The following is a 22,176-nucleotide window of genomic DNA, read 5'->3' as shown; positions in this document are numbered from 1 at the left end:
CCTTCAGTCGATTTAGCCTTTTTCCGAACCGAGCATCACCCCTTTAGCGAAATACTTCTGGGCAAACGGATACATGAGCAAAACGGGGATCATCGAAAGTACGATGGTTGCATTTTTAATAGACTGTGGGGCAAGGGCTGAACGATCCACAAGTCCCGCGTCGTTTTCTGCGCTGTAGATTAACATATCCCGCAGCACGACCTGCAAAGGATATTTATCCGGATCGTTCAAGTAAATCAGCGGTAGGAAAAAACTGTTCCAGTGGCCCATGAAATAAAAAAGTCCGATGGAAGCAAGCGCAGGCTTGGATAAGGGAATGACAATGTTAAACAGAATCCGGTATTCGGAAGCTCCGTCGATCAGGGCTGCTTCGCGTATCTGGGAAGACATGTTTTCGTAAAAGCTTTTAAGAATGATCAGTTCCATTGTCCAGATGGCATTGGGAAGTACGAGTGCCCAAACCGAATCTGTTAACCCCAGCTGCTGCACGACCACATACGTGGGAATAATGCCGGGATTCAAAAACATGGTGAGGACAATGGCCATCATAAAAAACTTGCGTCCGAAAAATCCTTTTTGCGACAAAGGATATGCAGCTACAGCCGTAAAGAGTAAATTCACAAACGTACCGAATGCCGTATAAAAAATAGAATTCAGGTAGGCTCTTGGAATCGTGTCATTTTTAAGCACCTCGATATAAGCCTCAAGGTTCAGCCCTTTCGGAAAAAGAAACACCCTACCTTGAACGACCGCTGCAGTATCACTTAAAGAAACAGCCGTAATGTACACGATGGGATAAAGTGTAGCTACAGCAACAAGACAGAGGATCAGCGAATTCATGACACTAAAAACCGATATTTTGCGCTCACCTACCATAAGCCATTACCTCCCAGCCGTTTGCTGATCGCATTGGCGGACAGCAGCATCACCATTGCCACGAGCGCTTCGAATAATCCTACTGCGGCTGCATAACTGTAATTGGATTCAAGCAGTCCTTTGCGGTATACATACGTTGAAAATACGTCTGCAACGTCATAGGTCATCGGATTATAGAGCAGAAGCACTTTCTCATAACCGACGCGAATCATGGAGCCCATTTTCAAGATGAACATGATAAGCATCGTGGGAAACAATCCAGGAAGCGTAATATGGCGGATCGTATGGAAACGACTGGCACCGTCCACCTTGGCTGCTTCATAAAGCGTAGGACTAATTCCCGCAATGGCTGCCAGATAAATGATGGATTCGTATCCTGCGTTCGCCCATATTTCCGAAATGACATAGATCGGACGGAACCAGCCCGGATCTACGAGAAAGTATTTTTTCTCAAAACCAAGTGCAGCCAGCATTTGATTCAAAATACCATGGTTTGGGGAGAGAAAATCGATAATCATGCTGCTGATAATGACCACGGACAAAAAGGCAGGCAAATAACTGAAGGTTTGAACCGATTTTTTAAACCATTTGGTTCTGACTTCGTTCAGCAGAAGGGCGAGCATGATGGGAAAGGGAAAGCCGAAAATAAGCGTATATAATCCCAAGAGCAGCGTGTTCCGGAAAAGCAGCCAAAAATCCTGGTTCGTAAAGAATTTGATGAAATGCTCCAGTCCGACCCATTCACTGCCAAGCACTCCTGTAAACACACTGTAGTCTTTGAAGGCAATAATCAATCCATATAGGGGCCCGTAACGAAAGATGACATAAAATAGGATGCAAGGAAGAAACAGCAGAAGCAGCTGCCTGTCGCGCTTAATATGATTCCACGTCTGTTTAAGCCGACCTCTGAAGCTCTTCTTTCGCAGTTCTTTATGGTAAGCTGCCGAATGTTCCGTGCCGATGTCTGCCATAAGATTATCGCCTCCAATACCTTTTTCCCTAAGGAGGAAACGTTCGAAGCATCGCCTCCTCCAGTTCAATCATGTCTTAAGCTCATTTATTTGGATTCGTCATATCTTTTTTGAGCTTCATTATAGATTGCCATCAGTTCCTCCACACCGCCTTTGCTGATCTGACCTCTGAAATTCTCCCACTCGGCATCTCCGTAGCCGGCGTCAAGAATATATTTGGAGTTGAATTCTTCAGCTGCTTTTTGCAGTGATGTCTGCAGCTCGGCAATCTTGGAGGTTTCGTCGTCCGTAAAATTAAGTATCGGATCAAGGGGCTCAAAACGCTCCTCTTTCACGATTTTATCCTGCGCCTCCTGTTCTTTCTCCGAGAAACGATAATAGATGCTTCGATGGTCCGGTCTTAGATAAGCTCCTTCGAGCCACATGGCATAACGATCTTCGAGCACGGTTATATCCACAAGGGGAAGATCCTTTAGTTCAGGGTACACCGGATATCCGTCCTCGCCCCATTCGAAGTTCACCGTTTCCACTCCGATCGTCATTAACTCGCTCCCGGATGGGCTGGTCAGATAATCGAGCAGTTTAAGCGAGGTTTCTGTATTTTTGTTTTTGGCAACGGCAACGCTGAAATCTGAAACCTCGGGCAGTGTTCTAATATTGCCGGTCGGTCCCACGGGATTGGCATACCTGAGGTCATAGTCTGGATTTTGCTCTTTGATCTGGTTGTAAAAGAGATCCAGGCGCCCAATCCAGTCAAACGTGACAAACGATTGGTCTGTTGTCATCTTGGTCGTCCAGGAATCCTGCGTATCCGTCAAAAATTCTGGATCAAGCAGTTTTTCGTTGTACAGCTTCTTCATGAAATCAAGCATGTCCTTATGCTCTTGCTGTACTGCGGCGTACTTCCATGTGCCGTCTTTTTCATCGTAATAGGCAGGGTACTGATCCGTATTGCCGAGTCCCCAGCCGAAGGCCCAATCTCTAAAGATATTAGCCAAGCTCTTGGAAGCATAAGGGTAAGAATCGGGATAAGCTTCTTTTACTTTTTTCAGAGCTTCATAAAACTCGTTTGTGTTCGTCCATTCCTTGATACCAAGCTCATCAAAAATATCCTTCCTGAACATGAATCCGTGATTGACTTTGCGATTGAGATTGTAGATAGGCCAGGTATATATATTGCCGGCTTCATCGCCGAAAGATTTGATGACCCAGTCGTTTTCTTCCATATATAGCTTTTTGAAGTTAGGGAGCTGATCTGCGTATTCATTGATGGCAACGACACCGTTTTGTTTGCCGATTTTCTTGAGTTCAGCCGGTTTTAGCCCTGTAAAAATGTCCGGCAGCTTACCGGATGCCACAATGACTTTTAATTTATCCTGGTAGGTTTGTGGGGAGTACGTTTGGAAGTTCACTTTAATACCGGTCCGTTTTTCAAGCTCCTGGACAACCAGTTTGCTCGGGCCAAGGTCTTTTGCATTGCTTGGCAGCATGTACGTGATGGTTGTCGGCTCATCAACAAGAGGCAAAGTGAGCCCCCCTGTATCACCGTACTGTCCGGGTTCCTGGGGCGGTAGGGCGGTCGAACCGCCTTTGTCTGTACCGCTGCTGCATGCGGCAAGGATTGAGGTCAACAGTGTGATCGCAAGTAGTATGGAAATCCTCTTTTTCAGCTTCATCAAACATTCCTCCTTCAGATAGGTGGATCTGATTCACTAGAGCAAGGAGTCAAGCACGTATAAGGTTTGATCACATTTCCATGAGGATGGTGCATTTTTGTAGACGACTTTGCTCTGCGCACTCCAAAAACCGGATAACTTCCCGCGTTTCGGAAGGATGCACGGTGCACACACCGTTTTTGAGCCAATTCATGACCGACTTCAGGAGCTCTTTGTAGCTCGGTTCAAGCGAGATATGCTGGTTAGCGTTTCTGGTGTGCAGCGTTATTCCAAAGTTCTCTGGGCCATGTCGAATTCCGCGGATCGCTCCCATCCTCCCCTCTTTCCAGGTTCCAGTAATGAGATCGCCATGATCGGTAGAGAATGCGGTCACTTCCCTGCATCCAGGGCCCATGACTTGAAAGAGTAGTTCTGCCGAATGGATGCCGTACCAAAAATAATGTCCCTGCGTAGATTCGATGTGCATCGGGCCGTACACGTCCGCCCCCAGGATGTCTCCTCTTGTGCATTCAGTCAAGACTTCGGCATAACGCAAGCTTGAAGCACTCATTAACGGGATTTGAAACTCTTCTGCGAGTCTGATGATTTCACCTGCGTCTGCTGAAGACAAAGCAAAAGGTTTATCGATAAATACGGGTTTTCGGTAAGAACAGATCGCCTTGAACTGATTCAGATGTATCCTTCCGTCGGCACTCAAGATAAGGATGGCATCGGTGTTTTCTGCTACTTGCTGCATCGTGGGCATCAGTCTCACTCCGTATTCTTTTATCATCCGGCCGGCAAAAGTGTTCACACGGGTGATGCTGAGTGCAAAATCCGGAGATCCGCCCGCATATGCAGCCGTCACAGTCACATCTGCAAAAAGAGTCTCCTGACTTTCGTGAAGAATACGGGTGAATGCCAGGGCATGAGAGCTGTCAAGGCCGATGATTCCGACATTCATGACTGGGAAAGCGCAGCTATCCTAAGCCACTCATCCAGATGCTGCTTCACAAAATCATCATCATTCAGGTGAGGATACTGGCGGTATACACGATCGATTTCCTCTTTTTGCCCGTCGGATAAGGTCTCCTGCGGATTCAAGCACCAAATTCCTCTCAAGAGACCCTGCCTTCGAAGAACCTCGTGTATCCCCGGTATACAGCCAGCAAACTGATGGGCAGGATCAAAAAAAGCGGCATTGGTATCTGTAATCTCCACGTTTCGCGTGAGCAAGTCCCGTGACAACGGTGATCCCTTGGGCTTGCGGAGACGTTTCACTTCTTCCAGCAGCTGGACCGCTTGATGTGTCCAGACAGCGAAGTGACCCAGCAGCCCGCCAACGATATCTTTTTCCATGGTACCTTCTTCCGTTTCGAACCGAAAAGTTGTAAGTAGATCCATCAGGATGTTGTCATCATTCCCTGTGTACAGTGCAATTTCATTGCGGCGGCTTGAGCAGCAAACCGCTCGGACAACATCAATCGTTTGATATCGGTTAAAAGGAGCTATTTTGATGGCGATGACATTATCAATTTCAGCAAAGGCCCGCCAAAAGTCGAAGCTTAGCCAGCGGCCACCAACAGAAGGCTGAAGATAAAATCCGATGACCGACATCATTTCGGCTATCTTTTCCGTATGCCGAAGTAGGTCCTGCTCACTCCAATCATGAAGTCCACCCATACTCAGCAGTACCGCATCATATCCGAGGGATTTACTAATCCGGGCTTCTTCCGTCGCCTGTTCACTATCCCCGCAAACGCCCGCCACCTTGATGAAGGGCCGCTGCAGGCGAGCTTGCTCCGTTTCCTCTGCCGCCAAGCGGAGCACCCGTTCATAGAGGTTAACCTTGGGATCCCGAATCTCAAATTGGGTGGAATGCACACCAACTGCAATTCCGCCAGCTCCTGATGCAATGTAGTACTTTGTCAGCACCCGCTGATAGACTTCATCCAGCTCTCTGCGTTCATTTAAAGCAAGCGGATGAGCGGGGATGACCAACCCTTCATGGAATGCAGCTGCCAGTTCCGGTGTAAGTGAAGCTTGTTTTTTGTGCATTCAGAACCTCCCCTTCCTCTCCGTAAAGTGGGTTGGTTTGTTCCACGTAGGTCCGCCGGATTCAACCCATTCAGCAATGAAATCGATCATCTCCAGCAAGCCTACTCTCGGATAACCAAATTCGCGAAACGCCTTAGCTGCATTGCTGAGTAGAGCCGATTCGGATTCACTTCCCTCAAACGATGCGGTAACACCAAATCTTTTGGCAAACTGCTGCGCTGCCCAGCGTACGGACATGGTTTCAGGTCCAGTCACATTCAAAATTTCGGGAGGACTTTGGCACTTAAGCAGGCTCCTTAAGGCAATCTCATTGGCATCTCCCTGCCATATCACATTGGCATGCCCCATCGTAAGTGATACTGACTTGCCTTCATGGACCTTTTGGGCAATTTCGAGCAGCACCCCATAACGTAAATCAATGGCATAGTTCAAGCGGTACAGCAGCATCGGCGTGCCATACTTATGAGAGAAGTATTCAAACATTCGCTCTCTCCCCAGAGTGGATTGTGCATATTCGCCGAGAGGTTCTGGGGGTACTGATTCATCTACTCCGCCGAGAGCCACCGGGGAAAAGGGATACACGTTCCCGGAAGAAAAAACGACGATACGCGAATCTTTATACTTTTCTGCCACTTTTCCCGGCAAATACGTATTCATTGCCCATGTATAATACTCTCTGCCCGTTGTACCAAACTTGTTGCCAGCCATATATATGATGTTGTCCGCTGCAGGCAGCTGCATGAACTCTTGATCGTCCAAAAGATTGCAGGAAATCGTCTTAATTCCAGCGCTTTCAAGATCGTTCTTCACCTCCTGATTCTGAAACCGGGATACAGCAGTCACCTTCTTGTTCATTCCTCCCGCTCTGATGGCTTGTGCGGCCAATCTCGCAAGACTTGGGCCCATCTTCCCGCCTGCGCCCAAGATAAGAAGATCCCCATCCACTTTATGTAAGTCATTGATTAGCCGATCTGATGCCTCCGAAAGCTTTGCTTCCAATTCAGCCACGGTCTTCATCCGAATACGGTCACCTCTCCCTATTAACTTTCATAGTTGGATCATATGTGGTTCTTATTTTCAATAAGAAATTAGCATACGGCACGTTTTCTGTCAACTGGTTCTTTTGTAGTTCATATAAAATAAAAAAAGCACTACCTGATGGCAGTGCCTTTTTAAAGCTTCTATTCGTATTTTATAACTTGAGGCTTTTAGACGGAAGCAATACTTCAGCAAGTCCCTCTTCATCCATTAGATAAGACATGTACTGCTTCAGGCTTTCTCCGAAACGAATCTGAGTTTGCATGGAAATCGACAGGTCCCGATACGTCATGTATTTCGAACTATAGTCACGGTGAAGCTCCAACCTGGACGGTTTGTTTTTAAGCTCCACTGAACATGTTTCCGTTATATATCTGCTTGCAGGTAGACTGTAGGTCTGCTGCCTAATATAGGTCTGTGCCTCATCTGAATGGAGATAATTCACAAAGCAGGCTGCCGTGTCCTTTTGGCTCGATTCTGCACTGAGAGCAATGGCTGTTGACAGAAGAAGTGTCCTATCATTCTTAAAATGTGGTAACTGTGCGATATCATAGGAAAAATCCGCATTTTTTAGCTCATTCAGCATGTAATATGTGGTTAGCATGACGGATATCTTCTGCTTCTTAAACAACTTCTCGGCTTCAAATTCACCTTGTGCCAAGGCAAGCGGAAATATGCCTTCCTCTGTCACAAGATCCCTCAGCCATCTTAATCCTTCTGTAGGAAAGCTAGTTCCGTTCTGAGCTGGACTGGGATCCGTCGAAGATAGATCGTCCTCATTTTGCATCCAAAAAATCGGCCACCGATTCATGGAGAATAACTGAAAAGCGATACTGTAGCGATGAGGCGCCTTAAGTTCTCTGAGCAGCGCCGCCAGTTCATCCCAGCTCCAGCTACTATTGGGTTCCCCCAGTCTCTTCTCTCTCAGATGCTCCTTGTTGTAACACAGAATAACAGGTGAATATATGAAAGGCTGTGCTGCCAAAACACCCGATTCCTTCTCAAAATATGTTGTCAGAAAAGGGTAAATTGTATCGTCTCGATCCTGGTCGACCAACAAATCAAGGTACTTTTTTTCTTGGAATTGGTACATATCCTGCAAGTTGATGGTTAACGCATCGACAATCCCTAATTTGACAAGATTGGCGATACTGTCTGAATTCATATAAGGAAGCTCAATGGTCTCCACATGAATATGTGGGTGTTTCTCGTGGAATCGCTTAATGAGTTCCTCCATCCCTGCTTCTTTATAAAGTGAGGGATATACACCAAAACGAATGGTTTCCCGCGAAGCTGGCTTTGCCACCTGCGTGCCCACCCTGGGGATTTTAACGATCAATCCATCCTGTACAAGCTCATCCAGTACGTATCTCACGGAGTTTTTACTTAAATTGTACTGTTCTGTTAGTGCCAACTCAGAAGGCAGAAATTCTCCCGGGCTGTAAGAGCCGGAGTTAATTTTTTGCTTCAGGTCGGCAGACATATGTCTGGTTCTGGTCTGAAAAGTATGACGATCTATTTTCGCCATGGGCCGTTCCACCTATCCTCTTCATCTTTTTTTATATTTTACCTATATTTTCATTGTATTTCCTGATTATTATTTTTATTATACCAGATATGAACCAGTTTTACACGCAGTAAGTAAATGAATTCACAACCTCATTCACTCCAAGTTTCTTGGAAACAAGAAAAATCCGGAACTTGTTGTCCCGGATTCCTTAAGATTAACTCTGCTGCCCATGAGTTTTTATCCCTATATGCTTTAACATAATTCCAAGTGAATTCGCGCTCCCTGGTGGTTAGGCTCCAGCTGTAACGCTTCATTAAATCGGTTTTTGGCCTCTTCTTTGTTCCCAAGACCCAGTAACCCAAGACCAAGCATAAACAAGCAGTGGGTTTGATTCCGCTTATTCAAATCATCCTCAAATACCAGAAAATCGGGTAAGGATACAGCAAAGTAGTCGATTTTCACATCATCAAACAGATGTCGTTCTGCGTAGTCGATCAGCTTGTTAAATCGGCGCTTTGCTTCTTTTGAATGATTCAATTGATTCCATGCAAGGCCTTGATAGAATATCATCTCTGGTGGCTGATCATTGTAATACATCGCACTCGCTGGTTCCTCCACCCCCTCCGCAGCGAGTCTCCAATGATAAACAGCCTCTTCTCGCTGTCCGAGTCCCTGATAAGCCATGCCCAGCTCGTAGTGAATATTGTTCTCCTGCGCGCCTTCAAGCTTGCCTTCACCCAAATTTTCCGGATATTGAAGCGCCCGTTGAAGCAGCAAAATGGCTTCTTGATAGGATTGACGTGTATTCTCCTGCTTGGCAAGCTCAACGAGAGCTAGTGTATATTGTCCCGTTGCTTTTCCCTCTCCGCCTTCCCAAGGATGAAAGCGGCGACTTAATAATAAAGATAGTGCTTCATTATGTTTGCCTAGCGTGTTCAGCAGTGTAATATATTCGAGATAAAGATCGTCGCGTTGTTCGACCAAGTGCATGTGTTCCTGAAGCTTCGTTAAACGTTCTTGTGCTGAAACGCCCGTTTTCTTAAGCAGCTGATCGAGCTCGTAGAAAACTCGTGCATCATCCTTGTCACATGCAAACGCCTGATGAAGTGATTGCAATGATGTCTTTGCATCATGACGTTTGTTATAATAGGCCAGCGCAAGATTGCGGTGAGCCGTGGCGAATTGTTGTTCAAGGCTAATGGAAATCTCCCAGTGCTTTATGGCCTCTTCCGCTCGTTTTTTATCGTAATACAGGTTACCTAGATAATAATGGGCCTTACTGTCCGATGGATTTTTGTGCACGGTATGAAGCAATACACTTAGATCAAAAAGGCTGTTTGGGAAACAGTAATCTGGCGCAGCAGCCCCTCCAAGGTGACGTTCATGTTCAGCTTTATCAGTGAGTCCCATCTTGTCATAGACGTGGGCAAGTGTGTAATGAGTCATAGGATACGCCAGTCCATCGGGATGGGATGAAACTTCTTCTAATAGACGTGAAGCTTCCTCATAGAAACCACTTCCTGCATAATCCCAAGCCAGGTTCAAGTAATTATGCGCGTCATCTCTCAACAACCGGCGGAGTTCTGATTTCACCAGATGAGCATCTTCGTTTTTCCCGATGGCTTCGAGATTCATGAATTTCTCATATCTAGCACCAAAATCCGCAATGTCCATTGTCAGCGTTTCGTCTGCAAACACAATAGCTTCCTCATAACGACCCAACTTGCGAAGCAGCGCCGTTTTTACGAGCCTTGATTTGTAGTTTCTTGTATTGCGAATCAATGCACGTTCTACCAGATCCAGCGCTTCGATAAACTCCCCCTGCTCGGAAGTAATCTGGCTTAATGCGTAGTAGCCACTATCCTGATATGCTGCAGACCATACTGCCTTATAAAAGGCTTTGAAAGCCTCTTCATTTCGTTCCTGAAGTCGGAGTGTCAAGCCAAGTTGATAGTACGCTTCACTGTCATATGGATTGGGATTTCTCCAGGTCAATGACTCAATGGCCTTACGGAAATGCGTTTCCGCTTTCTCCAAATACCCTCTTCGAAGCAGAAGTGTACCATAAGCGATATTGAGACGAATATCCGAAGCATCTCTTCTTAATCCTTCTTCGTAATAGCTTTCCGGTTCAAACGTAGCGTGCCTGTACTGCTCCAAATGAAGGCCGGCAAGATACAACTGTTCTGTACTCATGAGTTCTTCTGGAAGAGGAAGCGGTTTGGCCGCATCCGGAATCTGTTCGATAGATGGTTTCGCCGGCTTGTAGCTGATGAGCAGCTTTTGCTTGGCATCTCGCACTGTGACAAGTAAGTCATGCGGTTGATCTTCATCGTCCAACGTAATGATGGTTCTATAGGTTGATTCTGGAGAAAGGGTGGCAACATCATTGACATAGGTCCGCTTACGCCCCTTCAATGTTATGGTTGCTCCTTCAAAGACCGATGTAGCATAGGCCATAACCGTCGCCACTCGGAGCTGTTCATCCACTTCTAAATTGACTGCTGCATCAATTGAAGCGTTTTTTACAACACCAATGTTTTTGTACGGCATGAAATATTGGGTAAACGACTTTTCTTCATACGGCTGGAGCCAGGTGAAATCAGGTTGATTATCGGTGAATACGCCAGTCATCAATTCGATGTAGGGTCCGTCTTCATCCGTCAGACTTCGGTCCCAGGCTTGGCCGAACTCTCCGTTGCCCCACGTCCACTGCTTCTTGCCTGGGGAGATATGGTGGTTGGCTACATGCAGCAATCCTGCTTGCACGCCATGGTCATAACCGCCTACAAAGTCGTAGTCGGATTTATATGCCATATAAGAAGTCGGGACCGGGATATTTTTGTACCTGGAGATATCAACGCCTTCGGAATAATCCATTTTGTAATAAGTCCCTGTAGCAATCGGGAATTTGGATACATCCCTTTTTCCGTGGTCAAAGACTGCTGTGACATCAGGTGGAAATACGGTCTGTGTATGATCATTGACAGCCACAGCCGGGTTGGCCCACCACAAAAACGTTTGCGGCTCGGAGGTCCGGTTATACATTTGCGCATTAATTTCGATATAGGCCTTACCTGGATGCAATGTAAAACCGGTAGTTACTTTTGTGCCGTACATGCGATCAATCTCACTAACCCATACGGTTGCGCTGCCGTCCTCATTCTCCGTTGCCGTGTGCTGTACAGGTCCAAACGTATTCGGTCGATGATGCTGCGGCCAGTTAAATTCGATACCTCCTGAAATCCATGGGCCAGCAAGCCCAACGAGAGCCGGTTTGATAACACGATTGTAATACACGAAATCATAGTGGTTTGTTTTATCTAATGCGCGGTAGATCCGCCCACCAATTTCAGGCATAATTTCGACGCGAATGTATTCGTTTTCAAGAATGGCCATGCAATAGGATTTGGATTTTTTCTCATCCAGGATTTTATCGATGACTGGATGCGGGTAGACTCGTCCGGAACTCCCCTGGTACACGCGTTTCTCCAGAAACATGGGGTTTTTGTCAGGTTTGCCTGTTCCGTAAGTGGGAATTTCAACCTGTTCCTCCCATACTCGCACTTGATTAGAAACAGCTGATGAATCTGTTGTACTCATATCGAGATCCTCCTTTGTGTTATACGTTTAATGTAATGCCGCCCCCCCCTTTCATACAATTAACGAAAGTCGGTAGTTGATGGATTATATTCTTAAACTTGATTGCACAAATGTGGGTAATGAAATAACCGCTCTATTCAATAGAGCGGTCTCTAATAAGTTAAATAACGTTTAAATAGTGTGTTATTCTGAAGCCATGGCATCAGCTTTTGTTGGATGGACGGTGCCAAATGGATGTTGCGGTGGAGCGTAAATCACATAGACTTTAAGTGGTTTGTTGCCTGTGTTTGTTATGTTATGCCACTTGCCAGCAGGTATCATGATTGCATAGTCTTCGAAGGCATTCACAATAAAATCGAGATTCTCTCTACGATCCCCCATTTGAACCAATCCTTGACCTTCTTCAATCCGAATAAACTGATCCGTATTCGGATGAACTTCTAATCCGATATCTTCACCTACATTTATGTTCATAAGAGTTACTTGGAAGTGTTCCCCCGTCCATAAAGCTGTACGAAAATTATTATTAAGCTTAGTTACTTTTTCGATATCTACCACCAAAGGTCTCTTCCCGTAATCCTTTAGAAGCATCACTTGCTGCCCTGTATTTTCCATACCCATTTGAGATCCTTGGTCTAGTGGATGATTGTTTCTTTCTGTATAAGTTGGATAATAATATGGATTATGTCCAATCGTGTATCCACCATATTGATGTGCTGGTGTGTGGTAGTAATACAATTTGCACCATCCCTTTACAAATATTATGAAGTCAGTATATGACTGCATACAGGGAATGTGCCTAGCGAAACAAAGGGCTGAACTGGTTCCTCAGTTTTCATGGATACTTTTTCCGGCTGAAAATTGATCAGATACATCTTTAAAGTGAAGTACATCAATTCCTCCAGGTTTTTTTCTTCATTATCCCGCGAATCACTTTAAGCCCGACACCAATCATGTTCATTCTGGACAAGCCAAGCTTGTGACTATTTTCTGAGTCAAATTTCATTTCTAATGCCCACCTTGAAGTAAGGAAAAAGCCGCTAAGGTAATAGCGACTCTAATAGGATATATGTTTTGTCTCTCGACAGTACCTAATATGAAATACCTACACGATATCTGATATAAGTGTCCTCTTTAACTTGCTTGTAGGTGAATTCTGCTGTATCACTCACAGATATTTCCGTCCCACCTTCAGGCAGAACGTCACGCTCTACTCGGTATTCGCCTAATTGTTCTCCATCCGGCAAATACGTCGGACACACTATCGTCCATTCCAATGTTGATTTTTGAAGCAGCGAGTACACTCGATGATGTTCCTCAGCAGCACGGGTAGATTTACGCCTCGATTCACTGGATTGATATCGTAGAATACTCGGAGAAAGCCTGCTTTGCAGAATACCCGCTGTCCCTACAGTAATGATTCGTTTTATCCCTTCTTCATACATTGCATCAATGATCAAAGGTATACTTTCAGATAGTGTATGGGTCCCATCCGTGTTTAGAGCACTAATAACGACATCGGCTCCATGGATAGCACACTTAATATCTTCCTGATTCAATACATTACCCTGAATGATTGTTAAATGTTCATCATGAAACTGGCATTTTTCAGGATGACGAACCAGTACAGTTACATGATGCTGATCCTTAAGTGCCTTGGCAGTGATCTGACTGCCTACTCGTCCAGTTGCACCCAATACTAGAATTTGCATATTTCTAATGACCCTCCATCTTCTGCAGTGTTCCATCTATTATCTTTTTGATTAATAACAAGTAGCTTAGCCGGCAACAACATTTCTGAATAAAAGTATCAGACAGTATATGACAAAATCAATAGCAGACATATTTTAAAAAGAAAAAAGCCGCTAATCAGCGGCTTATTTACCATCAATTGAATGTATTACATCATCATCAACAGGACGTAAGAGCTTAATTCTAATTTACTTGTAAGACACAAATGTACGAATTAATATTCGAACTAACTTCCTTCATTGCTCAGGATCTACAGTTTCACAACGGCTCTGTAACCGTCCGTCTACTGATGGCAAAACCTACTATTCACTGGATACGCCAAGCGCTTTGTTCCGTTCCTTAAACCTCTCGTTATGTGACGATACATAAGCCATTCTAGGCGCCTCGGGATCGATATACCGTTTGGCGCTGTTAAGTGCTAAGGCGGCATCCGTGAATGCCCCTGCAATCAGGTTGAGCTTGCTTTCGTAATTGGCAAAGTCACCAGCCCCGAAGATACCCGGCAAGTTCGTCTCTAGTTTCGGGCTGACAAATATGTTCCAGTCGTCCATATCCAGTCCCCAATCCATGATCCCTGTAAAATCGGACTTCAGTCCGTGGTTGACAATAACCTCATCTACTTCTAGCTCGCGTGAATCACCTGATTCGATGTGGTTAATCGTTACCCGTTCAATCGACTTTCCGTTGCCGCTGTATAACTGCGTGACTTCATATGGCGTAAGCACATCTGCAGAAGACTCCCTCATTCGAACAACGTTTTTTTCATGCCCGCCAAAGTGGTCGCGTCTATGCACAACAGTGACCTGAGCAGCGATGGAAACCAGCTCGTTCGCCCAATCGACAGCGGAATTCCCCCCTCCCGAAATAAGGACCCGTTTCCCTCTAAAAGGCTCAAGTTCCTGCACCGTATAGTGCAGATTGGATACCTCATAGCGCTCAGCCCCTTCCAGCTCCAGCTTCGCCATTCGCAGAATGCCGCGGCCAATGGCCAGAATGACTGTACGTGTCCAGTGCTTCTCCCCTGTTGCCGCCTCCAGGATGTACGTCGAATCCGCTTGTTTCTCCAATCCAACAATGTGCTGGCCGAATACAATGGTCGGGTCGAACGTCTTCGCCTGCTCCGCCAATTGGGCAATTAATTTCTCGCATAGAATCGGCGTAACCCCTCCAACATCCCAGATCATCTTCTCGGGATAAATAAGCATCCGCCCGCCCAGCTCGTCTTTCGCTTCGATTAGCTTTGTCTTTAAATCACGCATTCCACTATAAAAAGCAGTATACATTCCCGCAGGACCACCGCCAATAATTGTCACATCGTATAATTCAAGCTGCCCAGTCAATTGATGTCCTCCTCCAGCCGGCTTATGTAACATCCGTGCTTATGATAATCATTATCAATATCATTGTAGCTTCGACAGCGTGACAATAACAATGGACAAAACCGACGGTTACTTTATACAAAATGGAAGTTGCCGTTCCACCATTCACAAGTGAAACCAAATCAAGCTAACGATCACAGGATATCATCGATTTTTTTGCCGTTGGAGATCATTCCATTATACATCCAAGTTAGAAAATCCACCTGGTGCATAATGTGGTCCGCCGAAATACGCTCTTCACTTGCTTACTGACTATTAAGTGCCATCACTACATCGTTTTAAAATGAACAACAAATAACCGCCGAGTTAAGGTTAAGCTCCGCAGTCATAATGTCTTCATTATTTAATAATGGTTTCCCTTCATAAGAGCTACATTTGCAGCTTGTTCAATCCATTTAACATCCCCACTCATGAATTTTTTAGTAGAACACCAGTTAATTGTTATAGATCTTTTCCCTACCGTTGTCATTGAAGTAACTTGCTGTCGATAAGACAAGCTTTTGCTTCTTTTTAACATCGTAGGATAACTGTATCTTAATATACTCATGCTCATCACCTCGGGTTTCGCCTAATGGTTATGTCTATCCTATCGAATACATAAAACACTAGTCAAATAGGAGAAATTCAGTGGCCAAAGGACCAACATTTCATTCAGCCCCACTGACCCGAAACTCAAGATACACGACTAGCTCTGCTACATCATTCGAGTTTTTATTCCATTTTTCAACATCCATGTTAAAATCGATATAACTAAATAAACGCTAATAAGGAGTATATTTTTACATGAAAGCTATTCTTATTGACGATGAAGTTTTAGCGTTGTCTTATTTGGAGCTTCAACTACTGAAGATGGAAAACTTCAGCCTTAATATTATTGGTAAATTTACAAACCCATACGATGCCTTGGATATCGTTGAACATGCCAAAGTGGATATCGCCTTTATTGATATAGAGTTACCTGAGATCAATGGTATTGAACTGGCGGAACGCTTGTTAGAGTATGACCCTGACCTGATGGTGGTATTTGTTACAGCCTATCAAGAATACGCTGTGGACGCCTTCGAATTAAACGCCATAGATTACATTGTGAAGCCGGTTCGCTTTGATCGATTGTCCAAAACAATGAATCGGATATTGAGCAAGAGTACCGCCAGATTGGATAACCCTGATCCCCATCAACCTCTCAGGATGACCATGTTCAAACAAGTCATGATTGAGGAACCACAATCGCCTGGACAATTTACGTTGATGCAATGGAGAACCTTCAGAGCGCAGGAGCTTTTCCTGTATCTTCTTCAGCATAGGGGACAGCTTGTTCGTAAATCGTTTATCGTTGATTTATTGTGGAGCAATACAGATGTAAACAAAGCCTACTCACAGTTATATACAACCATTTATCATATTCGCAAAACGCTTACTGCGTATGGAAAGAGATTTCAGATTAAGAGTGCAAATGAAGGATATTTACTAGAGCTGAACCATATCATTTTGGACGTAGCACTTTGGGAAGATTCTATGCAGACCATCGATATCTCAGAGGATAACCTGGAGCTTCATTTGGAGAAGATTAACAGCTATACGGGTGAATATTTACAGGAATACGATTATTGGTGGGCCGAGGCAGAAAGGCATAGGCTTAAACAATTATGGCTAAACACAGCTCTAAGTGTCGGCAGTTGGTATGAGGATCAGCAGAGATTTGGCGATGCGTTGACTACATACTTGAAAATTCACCGCCTCTATTCAATAGAGGAAAAGTCTTCGTTTGCCTTAATGAAGCTGTATGACAAATTGAACGAGCCACAGAAAACGATAGAAACTTATCAAGAACTCACGACACGACTAAAAGAAGAATATGATATCCTCCCCGGAAACGATATTCAACTATGGTTTAAGGAGTGGCAAGAGAAACAACTGCCCTCTTGATCCGTATTTTAGATGTATAACAGATAAGAGCTTTTTTACAAGCCCACTATAACGTATGATAAAGGATTGTTCATGTTGCCATCATTCACACCTATTAAGAAAACCATATCCAAACACAGGATGGCTTGGCTCATCCTCATATACTTAGCAGCTTTGATTGGAGTAAGATTTTTCTGGTATACGGAATTCTCCCCTCCGAATCAGCCACATGCAGCCCAGGGAGAACTTGATTTGTCCAACTTGAAATTTACGGATCAACAGACGATCACACTGAACGGGGAATGGAACTTTACTCCGGGTACCTTCATTCAGCCAAGCACATCCTTTAGTCATACATTACATTCTGCTAATTTGACAGAGGTTCCCGGTACTTTTAACGATACGAGTCCAGAATCCAATTTCGGAACATATCGGCTTCGCGTACTTTTGCCTACATCTAATGCGTCTTATGGCATTCATATTCCTGAAATCAAGACGGCTTATCGCTTATATGTTAATGGAAGCCTTCTATATGAATCAGGTCATCCTGATGACAATCCGATTGGAACGATCTCTAAGGTTGTACCCTATACAGGTAACTTTACCGTGGAGCAGTCCACCATGGATATTGTCATTCATGTCAGTAATTTTCACTATCATAATAAAGGTGGCATTATTCAATCCATTAAATTTGGTACTCCATCTGCTGTCCTGAATGAAATACACTTTAGCGAAAATATGCAGCTGCTCGTCGGAATTATTCTGCTGCTTCATATGTTATATATCGTTATTCTTCTTTTCGTAGGGCACCGACAGAAAGAGCTTCTTTATTTTGCCGGAATTATTTTGTTTGCCTTGCTTGTTACGTTAATAGACGATGATAAAATGCTGCTTCAATGGTTACCAATCAACTTCGAATGGGCAGTACGTATGAGGATTATTGGATACTCCGCCCTTTGTTATTGTCTAGTGTTATGTACAAAGCACCTGCTTGGCGTACATAGTTTTAAGAAACTGATTTTTATTTTCTCTATTTTCTTTTACACCTATGTATCCATTACACTTTTCTTTCCGATCCGTTGGCTGGATTATACCTCTAAGATTCTAGGAATTTTCATGGTCATAGCCATCTTACTCGTACCGATTATTTCAAGACAGGCTGTGAGGAGTGGTCAAGAAGCTGCCACTTCAATATTACTTGCGGGCATTGCCGTATCATTTAATATAGCATTCAGTGGATTGTTCAAGTCATGGTTTAATAAAGACCTGCCGTATTACCCGATTGACCTGATTGTAGCCTTTGTTGTGTTTGCATCCTTTTGGTTTGTACGCTTCACCAAAACAGCAATACGTGCCGAGAAACAAGCGGAAGCGCTCAAGAAAGTGGACAAACAAAAAGATGAATTTCTCGCGAATACGTCGCACGAGCTTCGTAATCCGCTCCATGCAATCATTAATATGTCTCAATCCATCATCATTCGGAGGGGCAGTAAGCTCGATACATCTGATCAAGAAGATTTGATGCTAATTACCAAAGTTGGACAACGCATGTCACGTCTGCTCGATGACTTGATTGATATTACCCTACTGAAGGATAGCCGGATTACGCTAGAACCAACAAGTGTCTCTTTACCAGCAGTGGCCAAGGGAGTTGTCCATATGCTGAACTATATGACGGTAGATAAGAACGTGCAGCTGCACAACGAGATTCCTGATACATTACCTAACGTAGCAGCTGACGAAAACCGACTTACCCAAATTATGTTCAACTTAGTGCACAATGCATTGAAATATACCAAGGAAGGCCGTGTTTCCCTTCGTGCGGAGACGCTAAATGATGCTGTTTATGTTCATATTATAGATACGGGTATTGGAATTGACGAAGAACTGCTGCAGCGCATATTCTCCCCGTATGAACAAGCGGATTCCAGCATAACTTCTCCAGGCAGCGGCTTAGGTCTGGGACTCAGCATAAGCAAAAATTTAGTAGAACTTCATGGCGGAACACTGGAGCTGACGTCTAAGATTGGACAAGGATCCGTCTTCACATTTTCCTTACCTCTGGCAGACGCCGTACCGGCTGTTAAGGGTGTACAGAACGGTGAAGAATTAGAGTCTCATTTCAATCACCTGGGATCTGACGTGATGGATGCAGCGATGGATGCAGCTGTTTCTTCAGAGAATAAATACAAGGTGGATCATATCAAGGGGTCTATTCTTATCGTGGATGACGATGCCATCAATCTGAAGGTTATAAAATCATTGCTGGAGCTGGACAACTATGAGGTTACCGCTGTAAATAGTGCTCAAGAGGCCCTTAGACAAATTAACCATAAACAACAGTGGGATCTGATCGTAACCGATGTGATGATGCCGGAAATGTCCGGATATACCCTGACTGAAATGATACGAAAGAAGTTTACCATTTTCGAGCTGCCTATACTGCTATTGACGGCTAGAATCAGACCAGAAGATACTCATACCGGGTTTCTTGCGGGTGCTAATGATTATTTAACAAAACCGGTTGATATGTTAGAGCTTCAGTCAAGAATTCGCGCTTTAATTCATTTTAAACAGTCTGTAGACGAGCAATTACGTATGGAAGCTGCGTGGCTCCAAGCTCAGATTCAGCCTCACTTTTTGTTTAATACAATCAATTCCATTGCTTCGCTTAGTCTATTAGATCCAGACCGCATGATTACGCTGCTCGAAGCCTTCGGTGATTACTTAAAGGGAAGCTTTAATTCAAGGAACTTAGAGCGCCAGGTTCCTCTGTCCCATGAACTTGATTTACTGCGAGCTTACTTGTATATCGAAAAGGAACGATTTGGAGAGCGATTGGAAATAGAGTGGAATCTGCCTGATCCGTTGGAGGCTAAACTTCCTCCACTTACGATCCAACCTATCGTAGAAAATGCCATCCGGCACGGAATATTGAACCGTACCAGTGGAGGAAAGCTCACTCTATCTGCTACAAAAGAAGCGGATTACATCCAATTCATCATACATGATAACGGAGTGGGTATGGATGAGACCAAACTGTCCTCCCTATTAGATCGTAATAAAAAAGCGGGAACCTCTGGTGTGGGATTAACGAATACCGATCGACGGCTCAAAAAAATGTATGGACAAGGCTTAACGATTCAAAGTAAACCTGGTGAAGGAACTACGGTTACCTTCATCGTACCGAACCCATAGCATACAAAAAGAAGGAGCGAGCATGATTTCATGCGGCTCCTTCTTTTATTAATTTCAAGCCAAAAGCTTGCCTTTTACGATATCGCTCGCCGAATGGCGCCATTGGATGCTTTTCTTATAAATGAACCATGTTAGCTACAATCTCAGTCTACATACTAGGATTACCTGGTTCCTCATTTCCTAAGTACATCTCGGTTTTTTCTCCATTGAATAACTGCTGAATTTGCTTTCGCAATTTGGAAGGATACAATGGTTGCCCAATCAAATTATCGATATCAAGCCATTCATAACGGACTTGATGTCCGTCACTTTGGAAGAATAAATGGTCAGTTAATCCTTTATATTCGCATAAAAACACAAAATCCACACGATGAAACGCCTCGCCATATACGCCTTCAATGACAAATTCCAATGAATTAGGAATGATCTCGACTCCAATTTCTTCTGCGACTTCACGCTTTACGGCTTCAGTTAATGTCTCCCCCGCACTTTGGCTTCCACCAGGCAGTATATAAAAAGCATCGCCATCATCGTCTATCTTAATTGCCAACATTTTTCTGTCTTCAATAATCAAGGCCTTTACGGAATTTCTTATCCTTCTCTCCATCTTATCTACTATCCCCTATATTCCTATTGATTTTATCCTCAGGTTCAGTTGCGCTTAAAACTAAGTTAGCATACCAGTCTCAACATATTCTGAACACCTCTAATGTATTTTTCGTCAATATTAGCGTACAGATTTAGTCAACGTGCGAGGCAATTTGTATTGGTAATATTTACTCATTAAACAGTGCTCACATCTTTGCTAAAGTGGATAAGCATTATGATGACATAGACAGGAGTTTTAATAGACATGAACGTTCGCACCAAATCTATCATTGGTCTGCTTTGCGTGACGACTTTAGCAGGCGCGTATTTCAGCTATACGGAGCATCAGAATAATCGACAATGGGAGCGGCAGCAACAGAGCAGTACGCAACACTGGTCGAATATACAATCTATCTACCTGCGCGATTTTGACTATGCGCTTGCGGAATCCCTTGCTGCATCTACGATTGCAGATCGGCAAGCAGCACTTCAATCTGCGATTAAACATGCCAATATTATCTCGGAATATGTAAGGATCGGATCGATCACGATGAACTTTCAATCTTCGTCCTCGTATGAGTGGTTCATCACGGAAGGCAGCCACTACTTGGCCTATCCCGCCAGTGAGAAGGGAATGTCGCTCACCCCGGATCAATTAGAACAAATTCAGCGCTTGAGAACGTTCGCGAGGACCGCTCTACCGTATCTCGAGCAGATGAGAAAGAAAGCTTTTGATTCCTCTCCTGCAGATATACAACAGATTTCGACCGAAATGGAAGAGGCCTTGTCTGAGCTCGACATGGTCTTCACATCCGGCAATAAAGCCTATAATGAATTCCGGTACAACCAAGATCCTTACATACCTCTGAAGCCAGGAACCGTTTTCGCCGGTGAAACCACGTATACGGCTATGGAGCTTGCGGCCAAAGCAAAGATCTTCATGGGAGAGACTTGGAATAAAGGGGCAGGTAAGCAAATCGTCCACATGACCTCTGGCGGGAGCAGCCCCGAGTTCGGAGAAGTCATGGATTTCAGGTTATCGGACACTGATGGAAAATCAACCAGTCCCTATACCGTCAAACTAAGTAAAAGCGGACACGTGCTCCAAGTGAGACGCAAGGGCTCAATCTCCAAAGATGCTGCTGTAGAGCAAAATATGGACTTAAAGCAGTTTATCGCAGTTGCGGACGCCTGGATGACTCGCTGGTCTGACGAACGTCTGACATTAACAGCGAAAGAGATAAAAGAAACTTCCATTTATCTCGTCTATATTCCAGTCCGGGAGCAAATCTCCATTACGCAGATGAAAGTCGTATGGCGATTTGATCGTCGTACAGGTGCGTTGATAAGCTTTGATGCGTCTAATTATTTTTCCCATTATAATAAAAACTTCCCCCTTCACCCGAAGCTGACAGCGGAGCAAGCCTCTGCAAAGCTTGGCCCATACGTAAACGTCTCGGGTAAGCCAAAGCTGAAGCTCCACAACGACAAACTCGTCTATGCATTTCCCGTCACCGGGATCGAAGGCGTTACTCACGTATACATTAACGCCCGCACAGGCGCTGGAGAAGGTATTGACTATAACCTGTAACCTATAACAAAAAGAGGCAGCCTCGCGAATACCATCGCTATGGACTGTCTCT

17 protein-coding genes are annotated in these 22,176 nt (G+C 44.4%); 3 read left to right on the top strand and 14 right to left on the bottom strand.

The genetic code is table 11. From position 1 onward, the window contains the following. Positions 1-12 precede the first annotated feature (12 nt). The 13 genes from CHH60_RS02470 to CHH60_RS02415 form a co-directional block, all read right to left on the bottom strand. On the bottom strand, positions 13-876 hold the full coding sequence (locus tag CHH60_RS02470) for a carbohydrate ABC transporter permease (RefSeq protein WP_095357748.1): 864 nt from the start codon (positions 874-876) through the stop codon (positions 13-15). Continuing rightward, a complete protein-coding gene (locus CHH60_RS02465; protein WP_095357747.1) occupies positions 870-1,847 on the bottom strand; it encodes an ABC transporter permease in 978 nt (325 codons plus the stop codon). The genes CHH60_RS02470 and CHH60_RS02465 overlap by 7 nt, the downstream gene beginning before the upstream one ends. Positions 1,848-1,933: 86 nt before the next feature. Beyond that, the gene (locus tag CHH60_RS02460; RefSeq protein WP_095357746.1) at positions 1,934-3,523 is read right to left on the bottom strand and encodes an extracellular solute-binding protein; all 1,590 of its coding nucleotides are present in this window, start codon (positions 3,521-3,523) and stop codon (positions 1,934-1,936) included. Between the two features lie 70 nt (positions 3,524-3,593). Then, on the bottom strand, positions 3,594-4,466 hold the full coding sequence (locus CHH60_RS02455; protein ID WP_095357745.1) for a Gfo/Idh/MocA family oxidoreductase: 873 nt from the start codon (positions 4,464-4,466) through the stop codon (positions 3,594-3,596). Further along, a complete protein-coding gene (locus CHH60_RS02450) occupies positions 4,463-5,560 on the bottom strand; it encodes a dihydrodipicolinate synthase family protein (protein WP_095357744.1) in 1,098 nt (365 codons plus the stop codon). The genes CHH60_RS02455 and CHH60_RS02450 overlap by 4 nt, the downstream gene beginning before the upstream one ends. Continuing rightward, positions 5,561-6,577 carry an NAD-dependent epimerase/dehydratase family protein gene (locus CHH60_RS02445; RefSeq protein ID WP_095357743.1) on the bottom strand — a complete coding sequence of 339 codons (1,017 nt, stop codon included), beginning with the start codon at positions 6,575-6,577 and terminating at the stop codon, positions 5,561-5,563. It lies immediately after the preceding gene. A 175-nt stretch (positions 6,578-6,752) separates the two neighbouring features. After that, on the bottom strand, positions 6,753-8,126 hold the full coding sequence (locus CHH60_RS02440; protein ID WP_095357742.1) for an extracellular solute-binding protein: 1,374 nt from the start codon (positions 8,124-8,126) through the stop codon (positions 6,753-6,755). 234 nt (positions 8,127-8,360) lie between these two features. Beyond that, positions 8,361-11,711, bottom strand: coding sequence for a DUF5107 domain-containing protein (locus CHH60_RS02435; protein WP_095357741.1), 3,351 nt, complete (start codon positions 11,709-11,711; stop codon positions 8,361-8,363). A gap of 183 nt (positions 11,712-11,894) precedes the next feature. Beyond that, positions 11,895-12,449, bottom strand: a complete 555-nt coding sequence (locus CHH60_RS02430; RefSeq protein WP_255247788.1) for a cupin domain-containing protein — start codon at positions 12,447-12,449, stop codon at positions 11,895-11,897. A gap of 154 nt (positions 12,450-12,603) precedes the next feature. Continuing rightward, complete coding sequence (locus tag CHH60_RS30045; protein ID WP_217989969.1) at positions 12,604-12,717, bottom strand: DsrE/DsrF/DrsH-like family protein; 114 nt, start codon at positions 12,715-12,717, stop codon at positions 12,604-12,606. Positions 12,718-12,802: 85 nt separating this feature from the next. After that, positions 12,803-13,423 carry an NAD(P)-dependent oxidoreductase gene (locus CHH60_RS02425; protein WP_095357739.1) on the bottom strand — a complete coding sequence of 207 codons (621 nt, stop codon included), beginning with the start codon at positions 13,421-13,423 and terminating at the stop codon, positions 12,803-12,805. A gap of 342 nt (positions 13,424-13,765) precedes the next feature. Further along, a complete protein-coding gene (locus tag CHH60_RS02420; RefSeq protein WP_095357738.1) occupies positions 13,766-14,803 on the bottom strand; it encodes an NAD(P)/FAD-dependent oxidoreductase in 1,038 nt (345 codons plus the stop codon). Positions 14,804-15,185: 382 nt separating this feature from the next. Then, entirely contained in the window at positions 15,186-15,359 is a 174-nt protein-coding gene (locus CHH60_RS02415) for a hypothetical protein (protein WP_176475948.1), read from the bottom strand. A 266-nt stretch (positions 15,360-15,625) separates the two neighbouring features. On the opposite strand from CHH60_RS02415, the gene CHH60_RS02410 reads away from it, so the two are divergent. Together CHH60_RS02410 and CHH60_RS02405 are read left to right on the top strand one after the other, a co-directional pair. Continuing rightward, positions 15,626-16,768: a response regulator gene (locus tag CHH60_RS02410; protein WP_095357736.1), complete on the top strand. Its 1,143-nt coding sequence runs from the start codon at positions 15,626-15,628 to the stop codon at positions 16,766-16,768. A gap of 231 nt (positions 16,769-16,999) precedes the next feature. Further along, positions 17,000-19,945 (top strand): hybrid sensor histidine kinase/response regulator, encoded by a 2,946-nt coding sequence (locus CHH60_RS02405; RefSeq protein ID WP_255247787.1) that lies wholly within the window; start codon positions 17,000-17,002, stop codon positions 19,943-19,945. Positions 19,946-20,093: 148 nt separating this feature from the next. On the opposite strand, the gene CHH60_RS02400 is transcribed toward CHH60_RS02405, so the two are convergent. Continuing rightward, the gene (locus CHH60_RS02400; protein ID WP_095357735.1) at positions 20,094-20,552 is read right to left on the bottom strand and encodes an NUDIX domain-containing protein; all 459 of its coding nucleotides are present in this window, start codon (positions 20,550-20,552) and stop codon (positions 20,094-20,096) included. A 246-nt stretch (positions 20,553-20,798) separates the two neighbouring features. On the opposite strand from CHH60_RS02400, the gene CHH60_RS02395 reads away from it, so the two are divergent. Then, positions 20,799-22,124: a PepSY domain-containing protein gene (locus CHH60_RS02395; RefSeq protein ID WP_095357734.1), complete on the top strand. Its 1,326-nt coding sequence runs from the start codon at positions 20,799-20,801 to the stop codon at positions 22,122-22,124. Positions 22,125-22,176: the final 52 nt, after the last annotated feature.

This window comes from Paenibacillus sp. 7523-1, assembly GCF_002276415.1.
Lineage (GTDB): Bacteria > Bacillota > Bacilli > Paenibacillales > Paenibacillaceae > Paenibacillus > Paenibacillus illinoisensis_A.
This window is presented reverse-complemented; position numbering and strand designations above follow the sequence as displayed.